This is a genomic window from Litorivivens sp. (genome assembly GCF_057445395.1).
The window spans coordinates 67,123-90,669 of the sequence record NZ_JBVBUV010000004.1 but is presented as its reverse complement, the minus strand read 5'-3'; the positions used below and the strand labels follow the sequence as shown (position 1 = coordinate 90,669).

General features: G+C 54.0%; 22 protein-coding genes and 1 other RNA gene. 3 read left to right on the top strand and 20 right to left on the bottom strand.

Translation table 11 applies throughout. The features are described from left to right. Positions 1 to 68: 68 nt before the first annotated feature. The 3 genes from AC222A_RS02650 to AC222A_RS02640 all read right to left on the bottom strand — a co-directional run bounded on the left by AC222A_RS02650 (position 69) and on the right by AC222A_RS02640 (position 3,998). Complete coding sequence (locus AC222A_RS02650; protein WP_372747566.1) at positions 69 to 2,360, bottom strand: hypothetical protein; 2,292 nt, start codon at positions 2,358 to 2,360, stop codon at positions 69 to 71. Between the two features lie 76 nt (positions 2,361 to 2,436). Beyond that, the gene (locus tag AC222A_RS02645) at positions 2,437 to 3,711 is read right to left on the bottom strand and encodes a class I SAM-dependent RNA methyltransferase (protein ID WP_372758594.1); all 1,275 of its coding nucleotides are present in this window, start codon (positions 3,709 to 3,711) and stop codon (positions 2,437 to 2,439) included. Next, complete coding sequence (locus AC222A_RS02640; RefSeq protein WP_372747564.1) at positions 3,708 to 3,998, bottom strand: hypothetical protein; 291 nt, start codon at positions 3,996 to 3,998, stop codon at positions 3,708 to 3,710. Before AC222A_RS02640 ends, AC222A_RS02645 begins: the two co-directional genes overlap by 4 nt. A gap of 75 nt (positions 3,999 to 4,073) precedes the next feature. Here AC222A_RS02640 and AC222A_RS02635 point away from each other — a divergent pair, with 75 nt between their 5' ends. Both AC222A_RS02635 and mtnA read left to right on the top strand, forming a co-directional pair. Next, on the top strand, positions 4,074 to 5,141 hold the full coding sequence (locus tag AC222A_RS02635) for a 3-deoxy-7-phosphoheptulonate synthase (protein WP_372747563.1): 1,068 nt from the start codon (positions 4,074 to 4,076) through the stop codon (positions 5,139 to 5,141). Then, on the top strand, positions 5,141 to 6,190 hold the full coding sequence (mtnA, locus tag AC222A_RS02630; RefSeq protein ID WP_372747562.1) for an S-methyl-5-thioribose-1-phosphate isomerase: 1,050 nt from the start codon (positions 5,141 to 5,143) through the stop codon (positions 6,188 to 6,190). The genes AC222A_RS02635 and mtnA overlap by 1 nt, the downstream gene beginning before the upstream one ends. Positions 6,191 to 6,249: 59 nt before the next feature. Here the strand turns inward: mtnA and nfuA are convergent, their stop codons facing one another. After that, positions 6,250 to 6,876, bottom strand: coding sequence for a Fe-S biogenesis protein NfuA (nfuA, locus tag AC222A_RS02625; RefSeq protein ID WP_372760521.1), 627 nt, complete (start codon positions 6,874 to 6,876; stop codon positions 6,250 to 6,252). A 195-nt stretch (positions 6,877 to 7,071) separates the two neighbouring features. Between nfuA and metH the strand changes: the two genes are divergently transcribed. After that, on the top strand, positions 7,072 to 10,764 hold the full coding sequence (gene metH / locus AC222A_RS02620) for a methionine synthase (protein WP_486774604.1): 3,693 nt from the start codon (positions 7,072 to 7,074) through the stop codon (positions 10,762 to 10,764). A 382-nt stretch (positions 10,765 to 11,146) separates the two neighbouring features. Here metH and AC222A_RS02615 read toward each other — a convergent pair whose 3' ends face one another. The 16 genes from AC222A_RS02615 to AC222A_RS02540 all read right to left on the bottom strand — a co-directional run bounded on the left by AC222A_RS02615 (position 11,147) and on the right by AC222A_RS02540 (position 23,505). Next, positions 11,147 to 12,322 carry a vWA domain-containing protein gene (locus AC222A_RS02615; RefSeq protein ID WP_372747936.1) on the bottom strand — a complete coding sequence of 392 codons (1,176 nt, stop codon included), beginning with the start codon at positions 12,320 to 12,322 and terminating at the stop codon, positions 11,147 to 11,149. Between the two features lie 6 nt (positions 12,323 to 12,328). Then, entirely contained in the window at positions 12,329 to 13,177 is an 849-nt protein-coding gene (locus AC222A_RS02610) for an AAA family ATPase (RefSeq protein WP_372747937.1), read from the bottom strand. A 49-nt stretch (positions 13,178 to 13,226) separates the two neighbouring features. Further along, the gene (locus tag AC222A_RS02605; RefSeq protein WP_372747938.1) at positions 13,227 to 13,652 is read right to left on the bottom strand and encodes a hypothetical protein; all 426 of its coding nucleotides are present in this window, start codon (positions 13,650 to 13,652) and stop codon (positions 13,227 to 13,229) included. Between the two features lie 17 nt (positions 13,653 to 13,669). Continuing rightward, complete coding sequence (locus AC222A_RS02600) at positions 13,670 to 14,116, bottom strand: YcgN family cysteine cluster protein (RefSeq protein ID WP_486774614.1); 447 nt, start codon at positions 14,114 to 14,116, stop codon at positions 13,670 to 13,672. Further along, positions 14,110 to 14,385: a YcgL domain-containing protein gene (locus AC222A_RS02595; RefSeq protein WP_372747939.1), complete on the bottom strand. Its 276-nt coding sequence runs from the start codon at positions 14,383 to 14,385 to the stop codon at positions 14,110 to 14,112. The genes AC222A_RS02600 and AC222A_RS02595 overlap by 7 nt, the downstream gene beginning before the upstream one ends. Further along, entirely contained in the window at positions 14,378 to 15,475 is a 1,098-nt protein-coding gene (gene rnd / locus AC222A_RS02590) for a ribonuclease D (RefSeq protein ID WP_372798207.1), read from the bottom strand. Before rnd ends, AC222A_RS02595 begins: the two co-directional genes overlap by 8 nt. Then, a complete protein-coding gene (gene recR, locus AC222A_RS02585; RefSeq protein WP_372747941.1) occupies positions 15,472 to 16,074 on the bottom strand; it encodes a recombination mediator RecR in 603 nt (200 codons plus the stop codon). The genes rnd and recR overlap by 4 nt, the downstream gene beginning before the upstream one ends. Beyond that, positions 16,071 to 16,382, bottom strand: coding sequence for a YbaB/EbfC family nucleoid-associated protein (locus tag AC222A_RS02580; RefSeq protein WP_372747942.1), 312 nt, complete (start codon positions 16,380 to 16,382; stop codon positions 16,071 to 16,073). Before AC222A_RS02580 ends, recR begins: the two co-directional genes overlap by 4 nt. 42 nt (positions 16,383 to 16,424) lie before the next feature. Next, on the bottom strand, positions 16,425 to 18,191 hold the full coding sequence (gene dnaX, locus AC222A_RS02575) for a DNA polymerase III subunit gamma/tau (RefSeq protein WP_372747943.1): 1,767 nt from the start codon (positions 18,189 to 18,191) through the stop codon (positions 16,425 to 16,427). Positions 18,192 to 18,290: 99 nt separating this feature from the next. Further along, positions 18,291 to 18,387: signal recognition particle sRNA small type (ffs, locus tag AC222A_RS02570), an RNA gene on the bottom strand. Between the two features lie 90 nt (positions 18,388 to 18,477). Next, on the bottom strand, positions 18,478 to 19,059 hold the full coding sequence (locus tag AC222A_RS02565; RefSeq protein WP_372798211.1) for a DUF4136 domain-containing protein: 582 nt from the start codon (positions 19,057 to 19,059) through the stop codon (positions 18,478 to 18,480). Positions 19,060 to 19,171: 112 nt separating this feature from the next. Then, positions 19,172 to 20,512, bottom strand: a complete 1,341-nt coding sequence (locus AC222A_RS02560) for a DegQ family serine endoprotease (RefSeq protein ID WP_372759633.1) — start codon at positions 20,510 to 20,512, stop codon at positions 19,172 to 19,174. Positions 20,513 to 20,630: 118 nt separating this feature from the next. Continuing rightward, on the bottom strand, positions 20,631 to 20,909 hold the full coding sequence (locus AC222A_RS02555) for a polyhydroxyalkanoic acid system family protein (protein ID WP_372750458.1): 279 nt from the start codon (positions 20,907 to 20,909) through the stop codon (positions 20,631 to 20,633). Between the two features lie 4 nt (positions 20,910 to 20,913). After that, positions 20,914 to 21,444, bottom strand: coding sequence for a DUF1285 domain-containing protein (locus AC222A_RS02550; RefSeq protein WP_486774603.1), 531 nt, complete (start codon positions 21,442 to 21,444; stop codon positions 20,914 to 20,916). Between the two features lie 18 nt (positions 21,445 to 21,462). Then, positions 21,463 to 22,635 carry a phosphoglycerate dehydrogenase gene (locus AC222A_RS02545; RefSeq protein ID WP_372780727.1) on the bottom strand — a complete coding sequence of 391 codons (1,173 nt, stop codon included), beginning with the start codon at positions 22,633 to 22,635 and terminating at the stop codon, positions 21,463 to 21,465. 42 nt (positions 22,636 to 22,677) lie between these two features. Then, a complete protein-coding gene (locus AC222A_RS02540; RefSeq protein ID WP_372750478.1) occupies positions 22,678 to 23,505 on the bottom strand; it encodes a 4'-phosphopantetheinyl transferase family protein in 828 nt (275 codons plus the stop codon). Between the last annotated feature and the right edge of the window lie 42 nt (positions 23,506 to 23,547).

Sequence of the window (23,547 nt, the reverse complement as noted above, 5' to 3'; positions counted from 1 at the left end):
ACGGGCGTCTGCCGGAGTAACTAATCCGGGCAGGCGCGCACTCCACGGGAAAAGTTCGAGTACCCGAACTATTGCGAGAAGTTAATTATCTGGTCAACGCCCGCCGGCAAAGCCAGAGTCACACGACCTTCACTTACAACCTCCCTAATCGAGCTACTGCTCACTAGAGTGCCATTCGAAAGCGCCGTTAATGTGAGCATTACCGGGCTGTCGCTAGTCACCACAACCTGTTTATCCGCTCTATCGGCAACGCCAGCATCTGCCAGATTCAACGACAACGCGGCGACATTTTTCAGATCAACACTAACCCTACCGTTAAGTGGCAACGGATCATTGAGCTGCCAGGCTTGGCTGTCACGGAGCGCAGGGCTTAATGTTTTCTGGTTAGGCGGAAGGAATTCAGGCGAGCCCGGCACCGCAACAATGTCAGCCTCGCCAATGGCACCACTGTTTACGCTAACCTGCGCGAAATCGACATTGTCGATCGCTTTGATTTCGCTCAACCACCACGCCCCCTGTGGCCCGACCCCGAGCCGTTCATCAATCGCTGACGGTTCCCAGCGATACACGAAATTGCCAGGACGTTGCTTGCGGGTATCTACGTCATTCAGCCATGAAACCATCCACTTAGCAGCTTCTTCATACGCTGGATAAGCAATATCTTTGAGGGTCCAGATAACATGATCTTCAGCGACATAATGATCGAACACATAGCGGTAGCCATAGTCTTTTATCGCATCAACGGTGGCACGGGCATCCGCAAATGGAACCAACTGATCAAAGCTGCCATGCGCGTGATAATAGCCGTTCCACTTTAGATTCTGCAGCAACTCGGGCCCTTTGGGTTCTGCGCAGCCCGAAGATCCCGGTGAACAAGGCAACAGCGGACTATCGGCGTGAGAACCGGCCAGCACAACCCCACCTGCGAACACCTCGGGGTATTTAATCATCAGGTTGATGGTGCCGATGGCGCCCATGGAGTAACCACTGCTGATTGTGCGCTCCGAATCTATGGTGAAGTGCTGCGCGATATCGCGCCACACCTCCCAGAAATCGACTTCAGCTGCACCATTGTAACCGCCCGCCGGACCGCGCCCCAATGTGGTCGCGCATATGGATTGGCGCAAACGTTCGCAGGCGCCATCAAGGAAATTGGGCACAGTCGCGCTGTATTGATTGTGATTCTGGGTGAGGCTGTGCAGCAACCAGGTAAAAACTGTCGGATTTGCGGGGTCCTCCCGATAACTTTCCGGCAGATAAAAACCATAGGGCTGCACCTGATCATAATATTGTGGCTGGTTAACCGGGTTTTCTGCTCTATCAATTCCGGCTGCCTGACCACCGTCCTTCAGCGCCTCACCAGATAGGGACGAAACATACCAGCGATTGCTGTAACCCTTCACGAGCGGCTCAGGCTCGGTTTCGCCTAGCCTCGTCCAATCCAACTCGATGGAAAACTCACTAATATCGCGCTGATTTAACGCTGTGGCTTGCTGTTGGTCGAACCAGAAATTATTCAACGGCGCCTCGTCTTCATAGTCGCGAAACGCAGCATTAAAAACCGGTGGCTGCGTTGGTAACTTTCGGAACGCGGCGTTGTCGTCCAAAAATCCGCCATTGCCGTCGTGTATGCCGCTCACCAGATAAATGGTCCACGGTTGCGTATCGATCGGAAACAGGGATTTTGGCAGAATGGCAACAAAGGAGCGCGACGCTAGATCCGATTTGAACTCACCAATGGCGACCGGCCCATTGCCATCTTTGAAATCAACGGTTACCCCGGCCGACGACAGCAGCACCACGGCGTCGATACCCGGTGCCGTCACTCCCGCACCAGGAATCTCGTCATCACCGCCACTGTGATAATCCAGCGCAAAAGCCGCAATCGGCACTTCCGTGGCGAGCATTGTCTGCCAGTCCACTCGCCAATAGCTGTTCTGGGAATCAGCGCCAATGCCCACTCGAAATATGTCAGCGCCGTTACCCGCCTGATCCGGTTCGGGGTAATGATAGCTGCCGCCGCTGGGGGTGCCCACTCGATAAATCGGCGGATTAGGCCCAAGCGCGCCATGAGCATCGTAGACAAAGTCTGTCCAGTAGAAAGCGCCATTGGCGTACCGTCCTGTACCCGAGGTTCGTGGTGCGCCCTCTTTGAAAGGCCAGCTCGGGTTAGTGCGAAGAACAGGCTCTTGTCCAAAGGCAGCCGGCGGCGCGCCACTGGGAACTGCGGAGCGCGATATAACATCCGGCGCCGGTGACTCCGGTGCCGCCGATGCGGGCGCATTGCCGGAACGGGAGGAACTGGAGCTGCTGTTGCAGGCGGCAAGAAAAATCACCGTTAGTAGAAATACAAACCGCATCGCGCACTACCTTGATTATTATTTAAGCACATAGTAGCGACACCCGCGCCCTGTAGCTACAACCATCCGGGTGATATCAGCGCGTTAGCAATACCAACGATTCCATATGACTGGTTTGCGGAAACATATCGGCCCACCTCGCCGCCGATATGCCAAAGCCCCCGGCGATCAGAATAGCCAGATCGCGCTCCAGCGTCGCCGGATCACAACTCACATATACTACCCGCGTAACAGCCGAGGCGGCTAACGCTTCACACAACTCTCTGGCTCCAGCCCGTGGTGGATCTAGTAGAGCCTTATTCACGTTAATTCCAGCCAAGGCGTTAGCTTGAAATAGATCTCGAGAAAGATAAGTCAGGTTATCAAGGCCGTGCTCAGCGGCTTGCATCCGCGCCCTTCCCACCATGGCATCGTCCACTTCCAGCCCTACCACCTGTACGCCAGCTCGGGCGATGGGCAACGAAAAATTACCGAGGCCAGCAAAGGCATCCACGACTTGATCACCCGATTCCAAGTGTAACCAGTCGACGACTTGCGTCACCAGCTGCCGGTTTATGGCCGGGTTTACCTGCGTAAAGTCACCGGGTTCAAAACTAAGTTCGCCATCCGGGTAAATCAGCTGCACAGGTGATTCGAACAATACGTTACCTTCGCCAATCACTTGTGCCAGCGTTATCGGAAACGATCCGCGGAGATTATCCAGAGCCGCCTGAGTTGGTTTTTTTCGTAACATTAAAACAGCAGCCACGCGGTCGCCGGCGCCTTCGACCAGGTGCAACTCACCGGCGTGTGCATATTGCAACCAATCAGAGTGTGCATACACCTTTTTCAGCGCCGCACTGAGTCCCGTCCGGGCAATCAGGCAGTTCGGCACAGCAACAATGCTATGACTGCCGTGCGCGCGCAGGCCAAGCTTTCCGCGATCGAAAAACAGCCGCAACCGATGCCGGTAGTGCAAACTGTCAGCAGTGAACGGTGTCATCGGCTGCGGCCCATCGAGACGCGATAACATGGCCCCAAACCGTTCATTTTTCCAACGTATTTGCGCCCGATCCGACAGGTGCTGCAGCTGGCAGCCACCGCAAACCTGATAGTACGTGCAGGGAGGATCGGCGCGATCGCTTGAGGTGACTTCACGTCCGACACTGCGAGCCTCATCAAAGCGCTTTCCGGCAGTTCGCATTTCCGCAATGACGGTTTCGCCCGGCAATGCATCGTCAATGAACACCACCTTCCCATGGCGCCTTGCTATACCTCGACCGTCATCGGCGAGTGACTCTATGGTCAGTGTATCGCGCCACTTCTTAACCGGCTTGACCTTAGCGGGTTTAAAAACTCGTAACCGACTCATGGCTGAAATGACCGTGGCGCAAAAGCGCGATAGCGTTCCACGCAATCGCGCTTGCGGGCGTCCAGATAAGCGATTTCCTGCGGCGTTTTGGCATCGGCGCTACCCAGCTCCCGACAGGAGATCGCCTGGTAGTAATCAGTGCCGCGGTCGTCGGAACGAGTGACCGGGCTGAGTTTGGTCACGGGAAGTTCAGCTTCACGGCCTTGCACCCGCTCACCGGCAGTCGCCAGCGAGGCAAAAAGCAGACCTACCAGGCCCGAAACGGTGCACATTCGCCCTATTGTCATATCCTATCCAGCTGTTTTTACGTTAGAATGCCCAGCTTTGCTATCAATCCACCCGGCGGGACGCGGGAATATTAAATGAATACTGAAGTACTTGAAAATCTAAACGTTGCTGCGCAGGAAGTTCTGATTACCCCGGCGTTGCTCAAGAGCGAGCTGCCACTGTCAGAGAAAGCCGCATCCACCGTCAGTAAATCGCGCAAAACCATTCGCGATATCCTCGATCGCAAGGATCACCGTCTGTTTCTGGTGGTCGGCCCCTGCTCCATTCACGATACCAAGGCTGCGATGGATTATGCCAATCGCCTCAAGGCGTTGGCTGAAAAGGTTGAGGACACCATACACCTGGTGATGCGGGTCTATTTCGAAAAACCGCGTACCACCGTGGGCTGGAAAGGGCTGATCAACGACCCCTACCTGAATGACACGTTCAAGATTCAGGAAGGCCTGCACATCGGCCGCGAGCTGCTTATCAATATTTCAGAGCTGGGATTGCCCACTTCCACCGAGGCACTAGACCCCATTTCGCCTCAATACATGCAGGATTGTATTGCTTGGTCCGCTATCGGTGCCCGCACCACTGAATCGCAAACCCACCGGGAAATGGCCAGCGGCCTGTCTTCGGCGGTCGGCTTTAAAAATGGCACTGACGGATCGCTGGAAGTCGCAATCAACGCAATGCAATCGGCATCCAAACCCCACCGCTTCCTGGGAATCAACAACGAAGGCCAGGTGGCTGTAATCCACACCCGTGGCAACCCCTATGCACACGTGGTATTGCGTGGCGGTAGCGGCGGCCCCAATTACGACTCGGTGCATATCAAATTGGCTGAAGCGGAGCTTGCCAAGCACAACCTGCCTGCCAACATCATGGTCGATTGCAGCCACGCCAACTCCAATAAGCAGCCCGAGCTGCAGCCACTGGTAATGGAGAATGTGACTAACCAGATTCTGGAAGGCAACAAATCTATTGTCGGACTGATGGTTGAAAGCCACATCCACGCCGGCAATCAGAAAATCCCCGCCAACCTGGAAGACCTGAAGTATGGCGTTTCTGTAACTGACGGCTGTGTAGGCTGGGAAGAAACAGAAGCCGCCATTCTGGATATGCACGCCAAACTCAAAGACGTGCTGCCTGCGCGCTGATGAGCAGCGATTTCCCCACAGCTATTCGCTGGGAAAAGGGCGAGCTCTGGTTATTGGATCAGACTCGCCTACCCCACAGTGTCAATTACGAAAAGCAGGAAAGCGCTCAGCAACTGTTTGACAGCATCCACGCGCTGAAGGTACGCGGTGCACCGGCTATCGGCATTGCTGCAGCCTACGGACTGTGTGTCGTCATGGCGCAGCACCGGCACCTTGCCTTTGCAGAATTCCAACGTGAATTGATCACTCAGGCAGATTTTATCAATAGCTCACGACCGACCGCTGTCAATCTACAGTGGGCGCTCGAGCGACTGAAAAGCATTGCCGCAACGTTCACCGAGCCCGACACCGCGAAGCTACTGGCACGACTCGTCAGCGAGGCCGAAGCCATACATGACGAAGACAAGGCGCTGTGCAAGGGTATTGGCGAGCAAGCTCTAGCGCTAATTACCGACGACTGCGGGATTATGACGCACTGCAATGCCGGAGCGCTCGCCACGGGTGGCATCGGCACGGCCACAGCGCCAATGTACCTCGCCCACGCAAACGGGCAGAAATTCAGGGTGTTTTCCAATGAGACGCGCCCGTTGCTGCAAGGATCTCGCCTGACCAGCTGGGAGCTCCATTGCGCCGGCATTGATGTAACACTATTGACGGACAATATGGCGGCACAAACGATGGCCTCTGGCGCAATCGACATGGTCATAGTCGGCACCGACAGAGTCGTCGCCAATGGTGATGTGGCCAATAAAATCGGAACGTTGGGCGTAGCAATCTTGGCGCGGCACTACAATATACCGTTTTACGTCGCCTGCCCCTCCTCCACCATCGACCTGCAAACCGCCAATGGCAGCCTGATTCCTATCGAGCAACGCAACGGCGACGAAGTGCGTGGGTTTGGTGGTCAAAAAGCCACCATTGATGAAATCAAGACCATTAACCCTGCATTTGATGTAACGCCAGCAGAGCTGGTCAGCGGGATTATCACAGAGAAGGGAATTGTCAGTGCGCCTTATAACGAAAATTTAAAGGCGCTGTTCGCGCACTAAGCACCGCCGGGCGTTTATCCTATTGCCCTGCGGCGCATCATGCGCAATTGATGACTGCGTTATTTAAAGTACGCGTTTTCAGTATTGGTATGATCGGTCATGTCGCGAACGCCTGCCAATTCAGGCACCTGTTCAACCAGCGACTTCTCGACACCTTCTTTCAGGGTGACGTCAACCATACCGCAACCCTGACAGCCCCCACCAAACTTCAAGATGGCGTACTTGTCCTGGGTGATTTCCACCAGCGACACTTCGCCACCGTGAGCTGCCAAAGACGGATTGACCTCGTTGTAGAGAATATAATTTACGCGATCTTCCAAGGGGCTGTTTTCATTAACCTTGGGCAGGCGTGAGTTTGGCGCCTTGATTGTGAGCTGACCACCCATGCGATCCTTAGCGTAGTCGACCGTCGCATCTTCCAGGAACGGCACGCTGCGACTTTCTACAAAGACATTCAGCACCGGATACTCAATCTGGATATCGTCTTCTTTGGAATCGCCCTCACGGCAATAGGCGATACAGGTTTCCGCCTTTGGCGTACCTGGCTGAGTAATAAACACACGCACACCCAGCACATCGTCGCCCTGCTTGGACAGCAACTCCGCCAGATAATCCTGCGCAGATTCGGTGATGGTCATTTTCACTTCAGTGCCGTCAGTAGCGGCAACCGTTTGACCTTCCGACATAAATACCTCTTAAGTTCTGCCCGCGCCCCAGGCTGAAACCGTGTTTCAGCCGAGTAATCGCGGGCGTAGTCTGATAGAATTCGCCAGTTTAACACGAAGGCCAAATTCGACGTAAGCGCAGAGCCGTTTATGGGGCCTTTTATTTGCGTTTTCAAGCAGTTAATCCCACACAGTTATCAAGGATTTAGCAACACAATGGCCAATCGAGCACAACGCATCCAGGCACTCAAAGACGCCCTCCAGAACCGTATTCTGGTTATAGATGGCGCTATGGGAAGCCTGATCCAGTCTTACAAGCTCGAAGAACCCGATTACCGCGGCGAACGCTTTGCCGACTTCCATATCGATATCAAGGGCAATAACGACCTGCTCTCGATTACCCGCCCCGATGTCATCAAGGAAATCCATCAGGCCTACCTAGATTCGGGCGCAGACATCATTGGGACCAATACCTTCAACTCGACGCAAGTGGCTCAGGGCGACTACGAGATGCAGTTTATCGCGGAGGAGCTGAACCGAGCTGGCGCGAAAGTCGCTCGCGAAGTGGCGGACGCACAGACCGCTGCCACGCCGGATAAGCCTCGCTTTGTCGCAGGCATTCTCGGCCCCACGCCAAAAACGGCATCCATCTCACCTGACGTGAATGATCCCGGTGCGCGCAATATCAGCTTTGACCAGCTGGTTGAAGACTATTACGCAGCCACCAAAGCTTTGGTGGAAAGCGATGTAGATCTGCTGTTGATAGAAACCATTTTCGACAGCCTGAATGCCAAGGCAGCGATCTACGCGATACTGCAATATTTTGAAGACAGCGGTATTGAAGTACCCATTATGGTGTCGGTAACCTTCCCTGATGTCAGCGGCCGCACCCTGTCCGGCCAAACGCCGACGGCATTCTGGAACACCATTGCTCACGCCAAACCACTGATCGTCGGCACCAACTGTGGCCGCCGCATATCTGAAATCCGCCCCTTCTTCGAAGAACTCGCCGATGTGGCCGAGTGCTATGTGAGTGGCCATTTCAATGCTGGTCTGCCCAATGAATTCGGTGAATACGACGAAACCCCAGACGACATGGGGCGCGAACTGCGCGAGCTAGGCGAGCGTGGCTACCTCAACCTGGTCGGTGGCTGCTGCGGCACCACACCTGCCCATATCGAGAAAATCGGCGCTTCGGTCGCAGATGTAAAACCCCGCGAAATCCCGAAGAAAGCCGTCGCTTGCCGACTTAGCGGTCTGGAGCCATTTACCATCACACCCGACTCACTGTTTGTAAACGTGGGCGAGCGCTGCAACGTGACAGGCTCAGCCAAGTTCAAACGACTGATTCTGGAGGGTGATTATGACACCGCACTGGCGATTGCCCGCGAACAGGTGGAAAACGGTGCGCAGATAATCGACGTGAATATGGACGAAGGCATGCTCGACGCAGAAGCGGCCATCGTCAAGTTCCTTAACTTGATCGCCTCCGAGCCTGAAATCTCCAAAGTGCCCATCATGGTCGACTCCTCCAAATGGGATGTGATTGAAGCTGGCCTGAAGTGTATTCAAGGCAAGGCCGTGGTGAATTCGATTTCCATGAAGGAAGGCGAAGCAGAGTTCATTGAAAAAGCTCGCATCTGTCGCCGCTTCGGTGCGGCGGTTGTGGTCATGGCTTTTGACGAAGATGGCCAGGCCGACAACATCGAGCGGCGTAAAGAGATCTGCTCAAAATCCTACGACATTTTGGTCAACAAGGTGGGCTTTCCGCCGCAGGACATCATTTTCGACCCGAATATCTTTGCGGTAGCTACAGGTATTGAAGAGCACAACAACTACGCTGTAGATTTCATCGAATCGGTAAAATACATCAAGAGCGAACTACCCCACGCACTGGTGTCGGGCGGCGTATCGAATGTGTCATTTTCCTTCCGTGGCAACAATCCGGTGCGTGAAGCCATTCACTCGGTCTTCCTCTACCACGCCATCAAGGCCGGCATGGACATGGGAATTGTTAATGCAGGCCAACTGGCTGTTTACGATGATCTACCGGAGGAACTGCGCGAGCGTGTAGAAGACGTCATTCTCAATCGTCGCGATGACGGCACTGAGCGCTTGCTGGATATTGCTGAAAAATACCGAGGCGACGGCAGCACTGCCAGCAAACAGGAAGATTTGAGCTGGCGCGAACTGCCCGTGGCAAAGCGTATCGAACACGCCCTTGTGAAAGGGATTACCACCTATATCGAAGAAGACGCCGAACTCGCACGCCAGGAGGCCAGCAAGCCCATCGACGTGATTGAAGGGCCGCTAATGGACGGTATGAACGTGGTCGGCGACCTGTTTGGCGAGGGCAAGATGTTCTTGCCTCAGGTAGTGAAATCTGCCCGCGTGATGAAACAGGCGGTGGCCTACCTTCAACCCTACATCGAGGCGGAGAAAGAGGAAGGCGCCAAGCCAAACGGCAAGATACTGATGGCCACAGTGAAAGGCGACGTGCACGATATCGGCAAAAATATTGTGGGCGTGGTGTTGCAGTGCAACAACTTCGAGGTTATCGATCTCGGCGTTATGGTCCCCTGCGACAAAATACTCGACACTGCCAAAAAAGAAAACGTGGACATTATTGGCCTGAGCGGTCTGATTACTCCATCGCTCGATGAGATGGTTCACGTCGCGGCAGAAATGCAGCGGCTCGACTTCAACGTCCCGTTAATGATTGGTGGTGCCACTACCTCCAAGGCACATACTGCGGTCAAAATCGAACCTAAATACAAAAACGATGCTGTGATTTACGTAGCTGACGCTTCACGCAGTGTTGGCGTAGCCACACAGCTAATCAGCGACACCCAGAAAACCGCCTTTGTTGAGGCGCGAAAAGACGAATACGCACGCATCCGCGAACGGCGCGCCGGCAGCGAGAGTCGCGGCCGCCGACTGCCCTATACCGACGTTCTGGGGCGCGGTTTTCAGACTGATTGGGCAAGCTACACGCCGCCAACACCCAAGTTCACAGGAACGCGCACCTTTAACGATTACCCCTTGGAAAAACTGCGTGAAACCATCGACTGGACGCCCTTCTTCATTACTTGGGGACTAGCCGGCAAATACCCGAAAATCCTCGACGATGAGAAAGTCGGTGAAGCCGCAAGAAACCTCTTCAATGATGCCCAGGCCATGCTTGATCGCATCATTGAAGAAAAGCTGCTGAAAGCCTCAGGCATTATTGGCTTCTGGCCTGCCAGCAGCGAAGGCGACGATGTCGCCCTGTACAATGACGACGGCAGCGAGCTGGCGACCCTGCACCACTTGCGTCAGCAAACCGAAAAGCCGGACGACAAGCCCTATATGAGCCTGGCGGACTATGTTGCACCCAAAAGCAGCGGCGTGAACGATTACGTCGGCGGTTTTGTGGTCACCGCCGGTATTGGGGCTGAGGCGCTATGCGCGGAATACGAAGCCAAGAATGATGACTACAGCGCCATCATGGTCAAGGCACTGGCGGATAGGCTGGCCGAGTCCTTCGCTGAACATATGCATCAGCGCGTACGCACGGAGTTCTGGGGTTACGTAAACAGCGAGAACTTCAGCAACGAAGAGTTAATCAAGGAGAAGTATCAGGGTATCCGCCCTGCTCCCGGCTACCCGGCCTGCCCCGATCACACCGAAAAGCCCACGCTGTTCAGAATTCTGAACGCCGAAGCTGAAACGGGTGTCGAGCTGACCGAGCATTTCGCCATGACACCGGCGGCTTCAGTGAGCGGCTTTTACTACTCGCACCCTGAATCTCGCTACTTTGCAGTTGGCAAAATAGCCAAAGACCAAGTAGCGAGCATCGCCGAGCGCAAGGGTAAAACGCTGCAGGAAATGGAGCGCTGGCTGTCACCGGTGCTGGACTACGATCCCTGATAGCGCCGCAGGTTGCTAACCGACTAACCCCATCAGGGAGCAACGGGTTTTCCTGCTGAAACAGGCGTAACAGTTCACAGGAAAGCCCAGCAGCACCTTACTTTCTAACAGGCACAAAAAAAGCCTCACTAGGAGGCTTTTCACGTATGGGCTAACTGCCGCTGACAATATCTCAGTGAGGCATACCCGCCAGCCAATAGGTCACTGTACCAACAACCAGCGCAATCACGGCTACTGTTGCGAACGCGTCAGCTACCGCATCTTCACGAGCTTCTTCAGACATCAAACATTCCTCTTGATAAAACTGACCGAAATTTTAAAGCCCGCATTGTACCGGATTCGCCCCAACGTACAAGTTCGAAAGGAGCCATAACAGCCAGGATTACTTCGCCAGGTAGGCCATAGCCTCTTCCAAGCCCTTCAGAGTTAGTGGGTACATGTGCCCTTCCATCTGACGGTGGGCCAGCTCAATGGACTGTGTCCACCCCCATTCATCCTGGGGCACTGGATTAAGCCAGGCAACCTTGTCGTAGGTGTCGGTTATTCGCTTAACCCAAACCTCACCGGCCTCGTCATTCCAGTGCTCAACACTGCCTCCCGGCTGCAGAATTTCGTAGGGAGACATCGACGCATCACCAACAAAAATCACCTTATAGTCGGAGCTGTATTTGTGCATGATATCCAGTGTGGAGATGCGCTCGGCATGCCGACGGACGTTGTTTTTCCAGACAGACTCATACAGATAGTTGTGGAAGTAATAGTATTCCAGGTGTTTAAACTCGGTGCGCGCAGCGGAGAATAACTCCTCACAGGTGCGCACATAAGGATCCATAGAGCCGCCCACATCGAAGAACAGCAATACTTTCACGGCATTATGGCGTTCCGGCACCATCTTGATATCGAGCATGCCAGCATTGCGCGCTGTCGACTTGATGGTGTCATCCATGTCCAACTCATCGGCCGCACCGGTGCGCGCAAACTTGCGCAGACGCCGCAGCGCTACTTTGATATTGCGGGTACCGAGCTCGACACTGTCATCCAGATTTTTAAAATCACGCTTTTCCCAAACTTTTACGGCCTTCTTGTTTTTGCTCTCGCCGCCAACCCGCACACCTTCCGGATGGTAACCACTGTGCCCGAAAGGCGAGGTGCCGCCTGTGCCGATCCACTTGTTACCGCCCTCGTGACGTTCTTTTTGCTCTTCCAAGCGCTTTTTGAATTCTTCAATTAGCTTGTCGAGCCCACCCAGCGATTCAATTTTCGCTTTCTCTTCATCACTTAACTGCTTGAGAAACTCTGTGCGCAACCAGTCGTCGGGAATCATTGCCTCGATAACATCATCAAGGGTTTCAAGATCCCGAAAATAACGCCCGAAGGCTAGGTCAAATCGATCGTAGTACTTTTCGTCCTTGACCATGCATATACGGGCGAGGTGATAAAACTCCTCGACGTCAGCGAAGACGAGCCGCGCTTTAAGCGCGGATATCAGGTCCAGCAGTTCGCGGATGGAGACCGGAACCCCGGTTTCTTTGAGGGTGAAGAAAAAACTGACAAGCATGGGATATTAGCCGCGGCTCTCTCTGCGATGCATAAAGGCCAAGCGCTCCAACAGGTGAACATCCTGCTCATTTTTGAGCAAGGCGCCGTAGAGCGGTGGAATCGCTTTGCTGCTGTCGCGGTTTTTCAGGATTTCGTCCGGCACATCGTCTGCCATCAACAGTTTCAGCCAGTCGATCAGCTCAGAGGTTGAGGGCTTTTTCTTTAGACCTGGAATGCTGCGTACGTCGAAAAACACTTCCAACGCCTCATTGACCAGATCTTTTTTAGCGTCCGGATGATGAACCGCAACAATTTTTTGCATGGTTTCCCGATCCGGGAAATTGATGAAGTGGAAAAAGCAGCGACGCAGAAAAGCGTCTGGCAGTTCTTTCTCGTTATTACTGGTGATGATGATAATCGGACGTTGCTTGGCCTTGATAGTCTCACCTGTCTCGTAAACGTGAAACTCCATCTTGTCCAACTCAACCAACAAATCGTTGGGGAATTCGATGTCTGCCTTGTCGATCTCATCGATCAACAGCACAACCTGCTCTTCTGCTGCAAACGCCTCCCACAACTTTCCGCGTTTGATGTAATTCGAGATATCATGAACTTTGTCGTCACCAAGCTGGGAATCTCGCAGTCGCGATACCGCATCGTACTCATACAGGCCCTGTTGGGCTTTAGTAGTAGATTTGATATGCCATTGCAGCAGGGGCTTTCCCAAACCTTTGGCGACTTCCTCGGCCAGCATGGTTTTACCGGTGCCGGGCTCGCCCTTGATTAACAGGGGGCGTTGCAGTGCAACCGCAGAATCAACCGCCAGACGCAGATCGTCCGTTGCGACGTAATTTTCGGTACCTTCAAACTTCATGTGCTCTACCTTTTTTCATGCAATTCTTTGGCTGGCGCTGAGAGTAGCGTCAGCGCTCACCTTTAACAATTTCGCTTTCGGCCACGTCACTGATCTCAGAGGACATATTTGCCTCCATTCTGGCTTTCCGCTTGGCGCGAAATCCGTTGATCAGGCGGGCTAGGATAGCCGACAGAATCCCGGCACCTATACAGGCAAGCACCAGCAGGTTCATGGCTTTTACTGCTGCAATCGTGTTGCCGATAAACGCACCCAGTACGACTACAACCAACGCAGGCACAAGAACTTGATTGGCGTCTTCGTGGATAATCGGCAATAACAGCACCGTGCTTGCCACCAAGCGAATAAAACTGCGTATATACGTATTGCGTATACCTGACGTCCAGAGGCAACCGATAATAATCAGAACCGTACAGGCACCGAGATAGGCAGCCCAGGCCGTCACATATTCTCTATATTCAATAACGGATTCCATACCCTGCTACAACAACCTCAATTCTGCTCTACCCAGTGCACGATATGTTCTTCCAGGCCATCCGGATGCACATCGCGCTCGCTTAAACAGCGCCCCAAGATGGAATGCCCCTCGCTGTGCACACGCTCCCGATCGCCACACACCAGATGATGCCAATCTGCCAACCCGCGTCCATCATGCATACGCCGGTAACTGCAACTCGGCGGCAACCACTGCAGATCGTCAACATCGGCGGGAGTCAGTTTTACGCACGTTGGCTCTTTTTCGAGGCGGTCAGCGTAATGGCTACACCGACAAGATTCAATGTCCAGCCACTGACAGGCCACTCTGGTATAGTAAATATCGCCGGTATCAATATCTTCTAGTTTATGCAGACAGCATTTGCCGCAGCCGTCGCAAATCGATTCCCACTCCTCCGGGGTCATCTCAGTCAGGCTTTTGATTTCCCAAAATTTTTTCACGATTTTCTCGGATCAAGAGCAGCTTCTGGTAGCGGCGGCATCTGCAAGTAGAACCCCTGTTCAGCGAGAGCCTTGAGGACTTTTGCGGTATCGGCACGGGCCAGTTTTTGTTCGGGGGTGAGCAGCATTGTCATTGCCAGCTCGGCACTACCAAACTGCTTCTGCAAGGCCTCCGGCACGCGCGACATGCCCTCGCGTTTCTCAACATACAGGTACATACCTTCCTTTTGCGAGCTTCGGTATATACTTACAATTACTTTGGAATCAGTCATTTACGCTCAATACTTCATTTAAAATTGGCTTTAGTATAGGGCTGCGCCAGCCATCGAGACCGGGAGCAAGCCTCTCTAGCCGAATACTGTCCTCAATATCGCGCTTACTCATCAGCAACTCGCGTGGCACTGCCAACTCATCACCGAGACCATCCACCGCATCGCGCAATGCTTTCGCTTTTGCTTTCTGGGCGCTGTTCAGTGGAAACTCCAAAGGGATTTGCCCGTCATCTCGGTAGTCGACAGCCAGGATGTCACACAGAGTTTCACCGTGACGCCTTATGACGGATGGTGTCAGGCCCTTTATTTTCGACAACGCACCAGGATGGCTCGGACGACGTTTAGCCAGCTCGATACAGATTGCATCTTTTACGATACGCCCACGGGGCACATCCTGCTCGCGCGCCACCGTCTCACGCCAGATACACAGAGCTCTCAGGCAGAGCTGATCCGTCGGCGACAGTCGCCAGGCGCTCTTAATCTTACGAAAATAATCCTCAAGCGGCGCCTGCTGCTCGGCGCGGTCGATGCAACGATCACCCTCTTCCAGCCACCAACTCATTCGCCCCTGCTCTTCCAAGGCATCCCGGATTACCTCGAAGGCCGGCATCAAGTGCAGCACATCCAGCACCGCATACTGACACTGGGCATCGCTGAGCGGGCGCTGCAGCCAATTTGAGCGGGTTTCATCCTTGTCGATGGCAATACCAAGCAAGGTATCAAGCAGGCGCTGGTAACCCAGCCCGACCCCGAAACCGGCCAGTGCCGCCCCCACCTGAGTATCCAAAAGGGGGCGTGGCAATGCGCCGAGAAGGCGCTGAAAAACTTCCAGATCCTCACTAACTGAATGCAAGACCTTGATTACATTCGGGTTGCGAAACAGCGCAACCAGTGGCGCCCAGTCCGTAATGGCGAGCGGGTCTATCAGGTAATGCGACGTGCCATCTGACAACTGCAACAACGCAGGTATCGGGTAGAAGGTGTCCGTTCGCATAAATTCGGTGTCGAGCATAACCACAGGGCACTGCGCTACACTGGCGATGCTATCGGCCAAGCCTGCATTATCGGCTACAAAGCTAAAATCACTCACTCGACAATCCGCCGGCCGCTCAGGGCATGAGCCAAGGTACCACTGTCGACGTACTCCAGCTCGCCGCCCAAGGGCACGCCGTGGGCAATGCGGGATACTTTGACGCCTTGCTCTCGCAATTGCTCTGTAATGTAGAAAGCCGTCGCCTCCCCTTCAATGGTTGGATTGGTCGCCAATATCAATTCTTGGATATCCAATTCGCGGGCGCGATCGACCAGCCGGTCAATGCCAATATCTTCAGGACCTATGCCGTCAATTGGCGACAGGTGCCCCATCAACACGAAATACTGACCGTTGTACCCACCAGCCTGCTCAAAAGCGATGACATCCGCCGGTGATTCGACTACGCAGATCACTGTCTTGTCTCGTTTCTCACTGCGACAGATCGAGCACAACTCATGCTCCGACAGGCTGCGACAGCCGCGACAATGGCCAATCTTGCTCACAGCCTTGTTGAGCACCTCCGCCAAATGCACAGCGCCTTCGCGCTTGTGTTGCAGCAGATTAAACGCCATGCGTTGCGCCGATTTCCGGCCAACGCCCTGCAAGATGCGGAGCGCTTCTATCAGCTCTTCAATGATGGGGCTGAAATGACTCATTTAAAGGGAAACCCGCCCCCTAGACCGCCAAACATATTACCAAGCGCACTTTTGTTACTTTCCTCTACGCGACGCACCGCATCGTTAATTGCCGCTGCCAACAAGTCTTCGAGCATGGACTTGTCTTCGCGCATCAGCCCGTCATCAATTGTTACCGCTTTAACATCATGGCGACCATTCATCGTCACTTTAACCATGCCAGCTCCGGCTTCTCCGGTAACTTCTTGCCTGGCTAGCTCTTCCTGTGCCTTTTGCATCTGCTCCTGCATCTGGCCAGCCTGTTTCATCAAATCTTTTAGGTTCTGCATAGCGATTTCCTGACGCGCCTGCTAGGCGCATTTACCTTTGTGTTACTGCCCCGAGCCGGGACGAATACTGTTGTCATCTACTACGGCCTGAAACTCTTGTACCAGCAATTGAACATTGGGATCTGCATGAATCAGATTCTTCAAATACTCTTGGTGCTCCGCCTCTTTGCGTTGCTGGTATTCTGCAGGAGTTTCCTGCGTTATCGCGATTTGCTCAATTTCAATACGCAGTGGTCTTTCGAAGTAAGACGACAAGGCCTTTTCGAAGCGCTCATGGTGGGCATCGTTAAGCAGATGCGCGTTTTCTGGCGCAATCTGAAAACAGAGCCTGTCACCTCCCACCTGCTGCAAAATACAGTGGCTACAGATAGAGCGCAGCAAGCCCGCCAGGCCAAATGCATCAAACTGTTCGCGCCATACGGTAGGTGTCAGATCATCGAACAATATAGTCGTGCCTGTCGCAACAGGTGCTTCCGGCATTGTAACTTCTGCATCTACGGCCTGCGCCACAACCACCGGTGGCGCTGACGATTGCACTGGCGCAGAAGCGGGTGCCGTATCAGTACGGCGTGGCGCTTCGCTGTGCGCGGATGGCGGCACCGGTGCTTTTGAAACGTGCGACCCGGTGCGCTGGCTGTTCTCGACGGTCTTAGCGCCCGTCGGCGCTGACGGCTTTTTTACCGGGGGGGCGCTCCCCGCCGACGCTTGCGGCAGCTGGTGTACACCGGCGGGGCGAAACGCGATCATGCGCAGCAACACCATTTCAAGACCGCTGCGGGCATCAGGCGCGAGCGGAAGATCACGACGACCGGCCAGACCAACCTGATAAAAATACTGGACGTCTTCCGCCGGCAATTCCGCCGCCAGCGTTTTTACTGCGTCACTATCAGGCAGAGTGCCATCAACCGCCTCCGGCACTGCCTGTGCAATGGCGACTCGGTGCAGAAAAGACAACAGATCCGCCAGTACGCCGGCAAAATCCACCCCCTGATCAGCCAGGCGAGACACGGTCTGCAGTAATCCCTGCGCATCCCCGGCATTCAGAGCACTTGCAATATCCTTGATTGCAGAGTGATCTATGGTCCCCAGCATCGCCTCTACATCAGCACTGCCGAGTTTGCCTCCGCCAAAGGCGATCGCCTGATCTGTCAGGCTCAACGCATCGCGCATACTGCCTTCTGCAGCCCGTGCTAGCTGCCACAACGCAGGCTCCTCAAAGCCGATCATTTCCTGACCGAGAATATGCGTCAGGTGTTCAACGATCTTCTCCGGTGACATGTTTTTGAGGCTAAACTGCAAACAGCGCGACAGTATGGTGGCGGGTATTTTTTGCGGGTCTGTTGTGGCCAGCAGGAATTTCACATGCGGTGGTGGCTCTTCCAGGGTCTTGAGCAGGGCATTAAAGCTGTGCCCTGAAAGCATGTGCACTTCGTCTATCAAATAAACCTTATAACGACCCCGGGTAGGCGTGTACTGCACATTGTCGAGTAATTCCCGGGTGTCATCTACTTTGGTTTTCGATGCCGCATCCACTTCGATAAGATCAACAAAGCGCCCTTCATTGATGGATACGCAAGCATCGCAGGTGCCGCAAGGCTCTGAACTGACTCCGCTCTCACAATTAAGACACTTAGCGAGAATCCGAGCGATGGTGGTTTTCCCTACACCACGAGTACCAGTAAACAGATAAGCGTGATGCAGGCGGTCATGATCGAGCGCGTTCACCAAGGCTTTCAGCACATGTGCCTGCCCGGCCATTTCCCGGAATGACCGCGGCCGCCACTTTCGCGCAAGAACCTGATAACTCATGACTTTCCTGTAGACACTAAAACAAGCGCTCTAGGATACACCAGCACGGCGTCGACTTGAACTTGCATAGGCATGGGGGGAGACAATTGAGGGTGGCGGCCCAACCAGCCACACCCCGGCACACGAGTTGACAGCTACCGTTGCTCCCTTCCGGGCCTGGCGGGGTTTGCTATCTATCGTTGCGAGGGGACCGGAAGGACCACCATAAAGCTCGACATCACGAAGATCAAAATCCCCCTGTGCCGCGGCGCGACATTGTCTGTTATCTCTAAGCGAGTTTCAACCGTTAATGCGACTTATGACCCGGCGGGTAGTGCTGTAACACCGAACCGACAACGTCGACAATAAAAAGTCGGCGCTCTTCCGGGGTTTCAAGCCAGGGAATTCGACGTTCAGACACCCCTCGCCACACCAGCTTCTTCGAATTTGGGGTGACCATGTCAATGACTAGGCGCCCTTCCTGATATTCAGTTTCCCAGCGATCATGGTGAACACCGTGCGGATAGTAGGCATATCCGGAACAACGCTTCTGAAAACAGGGGTAGTAGCCAAAATGATCGTGGAAATCGTATACCTCGACCTTCTTCTCTATACCCATATGAAACGTGAGCAGGATATCCGCCTGCGCTGCAGTTTCTACTTTGCGCAGGCCGCGAGCACGCATTTGGTCTTCAATAGCATTGTGCAATCGGTCACGCATTAGATCATTGCGCCCTTGCCCACGGGGTTCTTCTGCAACCCCGCTCTCCAACCAGGCGTAGGTTTTGACCCGCTCAAAGGCATAGCCCGGATCGTAATCTGTTACCACCGGGCTGCCGGTGCACGCCAACAGTAACGACGACATCACCATGATCAAGAAGCCGCGCATATACACCACTTTTCAGTTGAGAATTGTCGCTATGGTAGCGCAATCTTATGAACCCGGGCTGAACCGCAATGGCGACATATTGCCAATTACACAGTTCAGCCCGCTGCGGCCCCTATTTCAGGATGATATAGAGCGCAGCACGACCCCGTTTGACCTGCAGAAGCAGCCGGTCATCGGTCTTACTCACCGCCTTGCGCAGCTCGGCAATCGATTTAACCCGCGTCTTGTTTGCTGACAGGATGACATCTCCCGGACGTAGGCCGGAGCGTGCCGCTGGCGTGCCCTGGGCGATTTCTGACACCAGAACACCATCGGCATCGTCGGCCTCCTTCAGCGAGGCACCTTCCAGGAACTTATGAACAGCTTCATCCTTGCCTGCCACCAGCGTAGACGGCTCGCCGATTTTGGATTTTATAACCTTGGTCTTACCGTCGCGTACGATGGTGAGCTTTAGAGTCTCACCAATCTTCCTGACACCGACGGCGTTGCGCAGTTGGGCAGAACTCAGAATATCCTTGCCATCTACCGCAACCACGACATCACCGGATTTCAGGCCGGCCTTGTCCGCAGCACTGTTTTCCTGAACCTCGGCGATCAACGCGCCGCGCTGTCCATTTTCAATACCAAAAGCCTCTGCTAACTCGGGAGTGAGATCCTGAATAATGACGCCAAGCTGGCCACGCTTGACTTCACCGTGCTCGAGAATCTGCGTAATGCTCGCTTGCGCCATGTTGGTCGGAATGGCGAACCCTATCCCGACGTTACCGCCGGCGGGCGCGATAATGGCGGTATTGATCCCCACCAACTCACCCTTCAGGTTGACCAGTGCCCCCCCAGAGTTGCCCGGGTTTATCGACGCGTCGGTTTGGATAAAGTTTTCGTAGCCTTCAATCCCCAGCCCAGTTCGCCCCAATGCGCTCACAATACCGGTGGTCACAGTTTGTCCGAGACCAAACGGGTTTCCGATAGCCACTACAAAGTCACCCACTCGAACCGGATCGGAGTCGGCCACCGGAATATCAACCAGATCCTTGCCGTCGATTTTCAGTACGGCGACATCGACGTCAGGGTCAGAGCCCACCAAGGTGGCGGTATAGCTGCGACCATCCTCTAGCGCCACAGTAATTTCGTCAGCCCCATCGATAACGTGATGATTGGTGACAACGGTGCCATTTTTAGCGTCAATAATAACGCCTGATCCAGCGCTCTGAGTTCGCCGTTTCTGCTCCGGCATTTGCTGCTCCGGCATATTGAAGAACCGACGAAAAAACGGATCGCGCAACAATGGGTTCTGCTGCACGGTGCGCGTGGTATAGGTAGAGATATTCACTACAGCTGGATTGACCTTCTCCAGCATCGGCGCCAGGCTTGGCAGAGGCTCTCCATTACCGTCTTGCAACGGCCAGGTCGCATAGGCGGGAGCCTGAAAAAACAGCGCCACCAGCCAGAGCATTGCCCAATGATTGAATTGACTACGTGCTTGGCTCACTAAACCTTCTCCTTACAAATCAGATGCTGGTTAGAGCAGCAATTTCGGTGAATTATCCCGGACATTACAACTTTTTCTAAGGTCAGGACAATTTCTCATCGAGCGCCTTGCGCAATTCCGATTCAATTTTGCCCTTGAAAGCACCGGCCAACATACCGAGTTTGACGTCGATCGTGACTTCGTCACGGTGTATCTGTAAGCGCCCATTGAGTCTGGGGTGGGAAATTGTCACGGCATTATCGCCATCCCAGCGCGTTTTAGCGTCATAGCGTTGAGCGAGCGAACGGGCAAGCTCTTCCACCATCGTTTTGACTTCGCTTTCAGGCTTTGTGTGTTTTTTTCGAAGAGAAATTTTTGCCACAATCTTACTCCGTCGCACCAAGACAATATCTCTGGCCTGAAGACATTAGCCACAACTGGCCATCATCTTCGATGGCATGCTCGACCAAACGATAGAATACAGAGCGACTGACCTTGGCAGACAAACCGCGGGCTACTGCAACACGCGGAACCGGCTCGCCTGTGTTGATATTTGTGGTAACTGTGAGCGGGTGACTGTCATCAAGCACCAACCACTCATCGACATTGGTTTTCATTGCAATGCGATCTGGCGCTACTTCTGAATCAACAATCTGAAGGGGGTACTCTGCCACCGAGATCCGCCATTTTTCTACAGGCGTCACTAGGTAATACTCACCATCATCTTCGCGCCTGAGGATAGACGCAAACAGCTTGACCAGTGGGTGGCGCTTGATTTCACCACCTTCGTGAAACCAGCGCCCGTCGCTTTTGATCGTGATATCGATATCACCACTGAGCGGCGGATGCCACTTTTCCACAGGCGGCTTGCCGGGTTGACCCTTAAGAAGCTCCGCTATGTCATCCAGACTTTTCACAGGCCCTCCCGGACAGGATCAGTCAATCACTCGAACATTGATAACGCCTTCAATTCCGCGAATACGGTCAATCACGGCCGCTGCAGGCGCCGCTGCAACGTCAATCAGGTTATAGGCCACATCATCGCGGCTCTTGTTCAACATATCAATGACATTTAGATCGGCATCTGCCAGTGCTGACAGTACGTGCCCCAGAATTTTTGGTACGTTGCTGTTACTAATGGCAATACGGGTACCCCCGGTGCGTTCAAGGGCCAGTGCCGGAAAATTCACCGAGTTTTTGATATTGCCGTTCTCGAGAAAGTCCCGCAGTTGGTCGGCGGCCATAACCGCACAGTTTTCTTCTGCCTCATCGGTGCTGGCGCCGATATGGGGCATCAGTATCACATCGTCTCGACCGATTAACTCAGGTGCTGGAAAATCAGTAATATAGCGATTAAGGGTTCCAGCCTCCAGCGCGTTGACAATCGCGGCGTTGTCGACAATCTCCTCACGGGCAAAGTTCAGCAGGCGGGTGGTTGGTTTACAGTTGTTCAGCAGCTCGCCATTAACGAGTCCGCGTGTCGCGTCCAACACGGGCAGGTGCAAGCTGATATAGTCAGCGCGAGCAAACAGGCTGCCGATATTTTCCATGCGCTTGACGGAGCTGGGCAGACGCCAGGCCGCATCAACTGACAATGCCGGATCATAGCCGATCACTTCCATCCCCAGATCGAGGCCAGCGCGCGCGACCAGCGAGCCGATGGCCCCCAGCCCTACAACACCGAGCGTCTTGCCGTAAAGTTCCTGACCTTTGAAGCGCTTCTTCTCTTTTTCAAGGAGCTTGCTCATTTCCGCCCCGTCGGTCATCTCACCGAGTGTGGAGACGAAATCGATGCCCGGAAGAATTCCGCGCGAGCCCAGAGCCATTCCGGCAATGACCAGCTCTTTTACCGCATTAGCGTTGGCGCCGGGCGTATTGAATACTGGAATACCCCGACGCGTGCAATCGGCAATCGGGATATTGTTTACCCCGGCGCCAGCGCGGGCGATGGCCATTACAGAGTCGGAGATTTCATCGGTGGTGAGTTTGTGGCTGCGCAGCAACACCGCGTCAGGAGCGGTAAATTCACTGGCAATTTCGTATTTTTCGCGCGGCAGGCGCTCGAGACCTTTGACGGATATCTGATTGCGCGTCAGTATCTTATACACTGTCTTCCCCCAACGATTAACCTACTAAAAAGTTGGAGGATTCTAACAGAAAGCCGCCGAAAGTGCGTCTTGATGGTGGTTCGAAAAAAGCGCCTCGGTTGAGTCGACTTCCATCGCGCCCACCAGCGGTATCGACTCGCGAACGCAAATCCTGTGCAGCGGCCTCGAAACACTCACCGCAGCTGTGTAGTCCAGGCCCAACTCAAAAAAGCGGAAATCCCACTGCGACGCATCGTCGATAAAATGCGCCGGAGCATTAACCAGCTTTGCCTTGTGCACGGAAGCACCAGCTTCTTTCGTTGCGCGAAAAGAAAAGCTATCCAAGGGTACCGACATACCCTCCCCCTTGGCCTTGACCAACGATTCCTTCAAGGTCCAATAGCGAAAAAATCCTCGCTTTTGATCGGTTGACGGTAAGGTTTTCAGATCGGCAATTTCCAGCGCAGAAAAATACTGATCGGCCACTTCAAGCATGGAACGCCCATGACCGTGATACTCAATATCCGCCCCTATGTCCGCATCAGCGTGCACCGCAAGTATCGCGACGCCATCGGTTAGTGACAGGTTAAAGCGAGGAGCGTCATCCACGTTTGACAGCTCCGGCTTACCAAAATCATTGCGCTCAAACTGGAGATCTGCCGGTTTTCGACCCGTATACGACCCCAACACGGAGCGAAGCAGGGCTCGCCCCATCAGGTAATCAAAACGGTGCTCGGGATATCGCAGCGCCTTGAACATCTCGTTTTCCTGGACGCTAAGCAAGTCCTGGTAGGCCTGCTCCTGCTGGTAGGGTGACACGTGTGCAGCTACGGCCACCCAGATATCGAGTTGCCCAGTAGGCAACTCGACTCTGGCATCTTGAATTATCATTATTATTAACCTGTGCCGAGCATCCCGCCCGACAGTTTTACA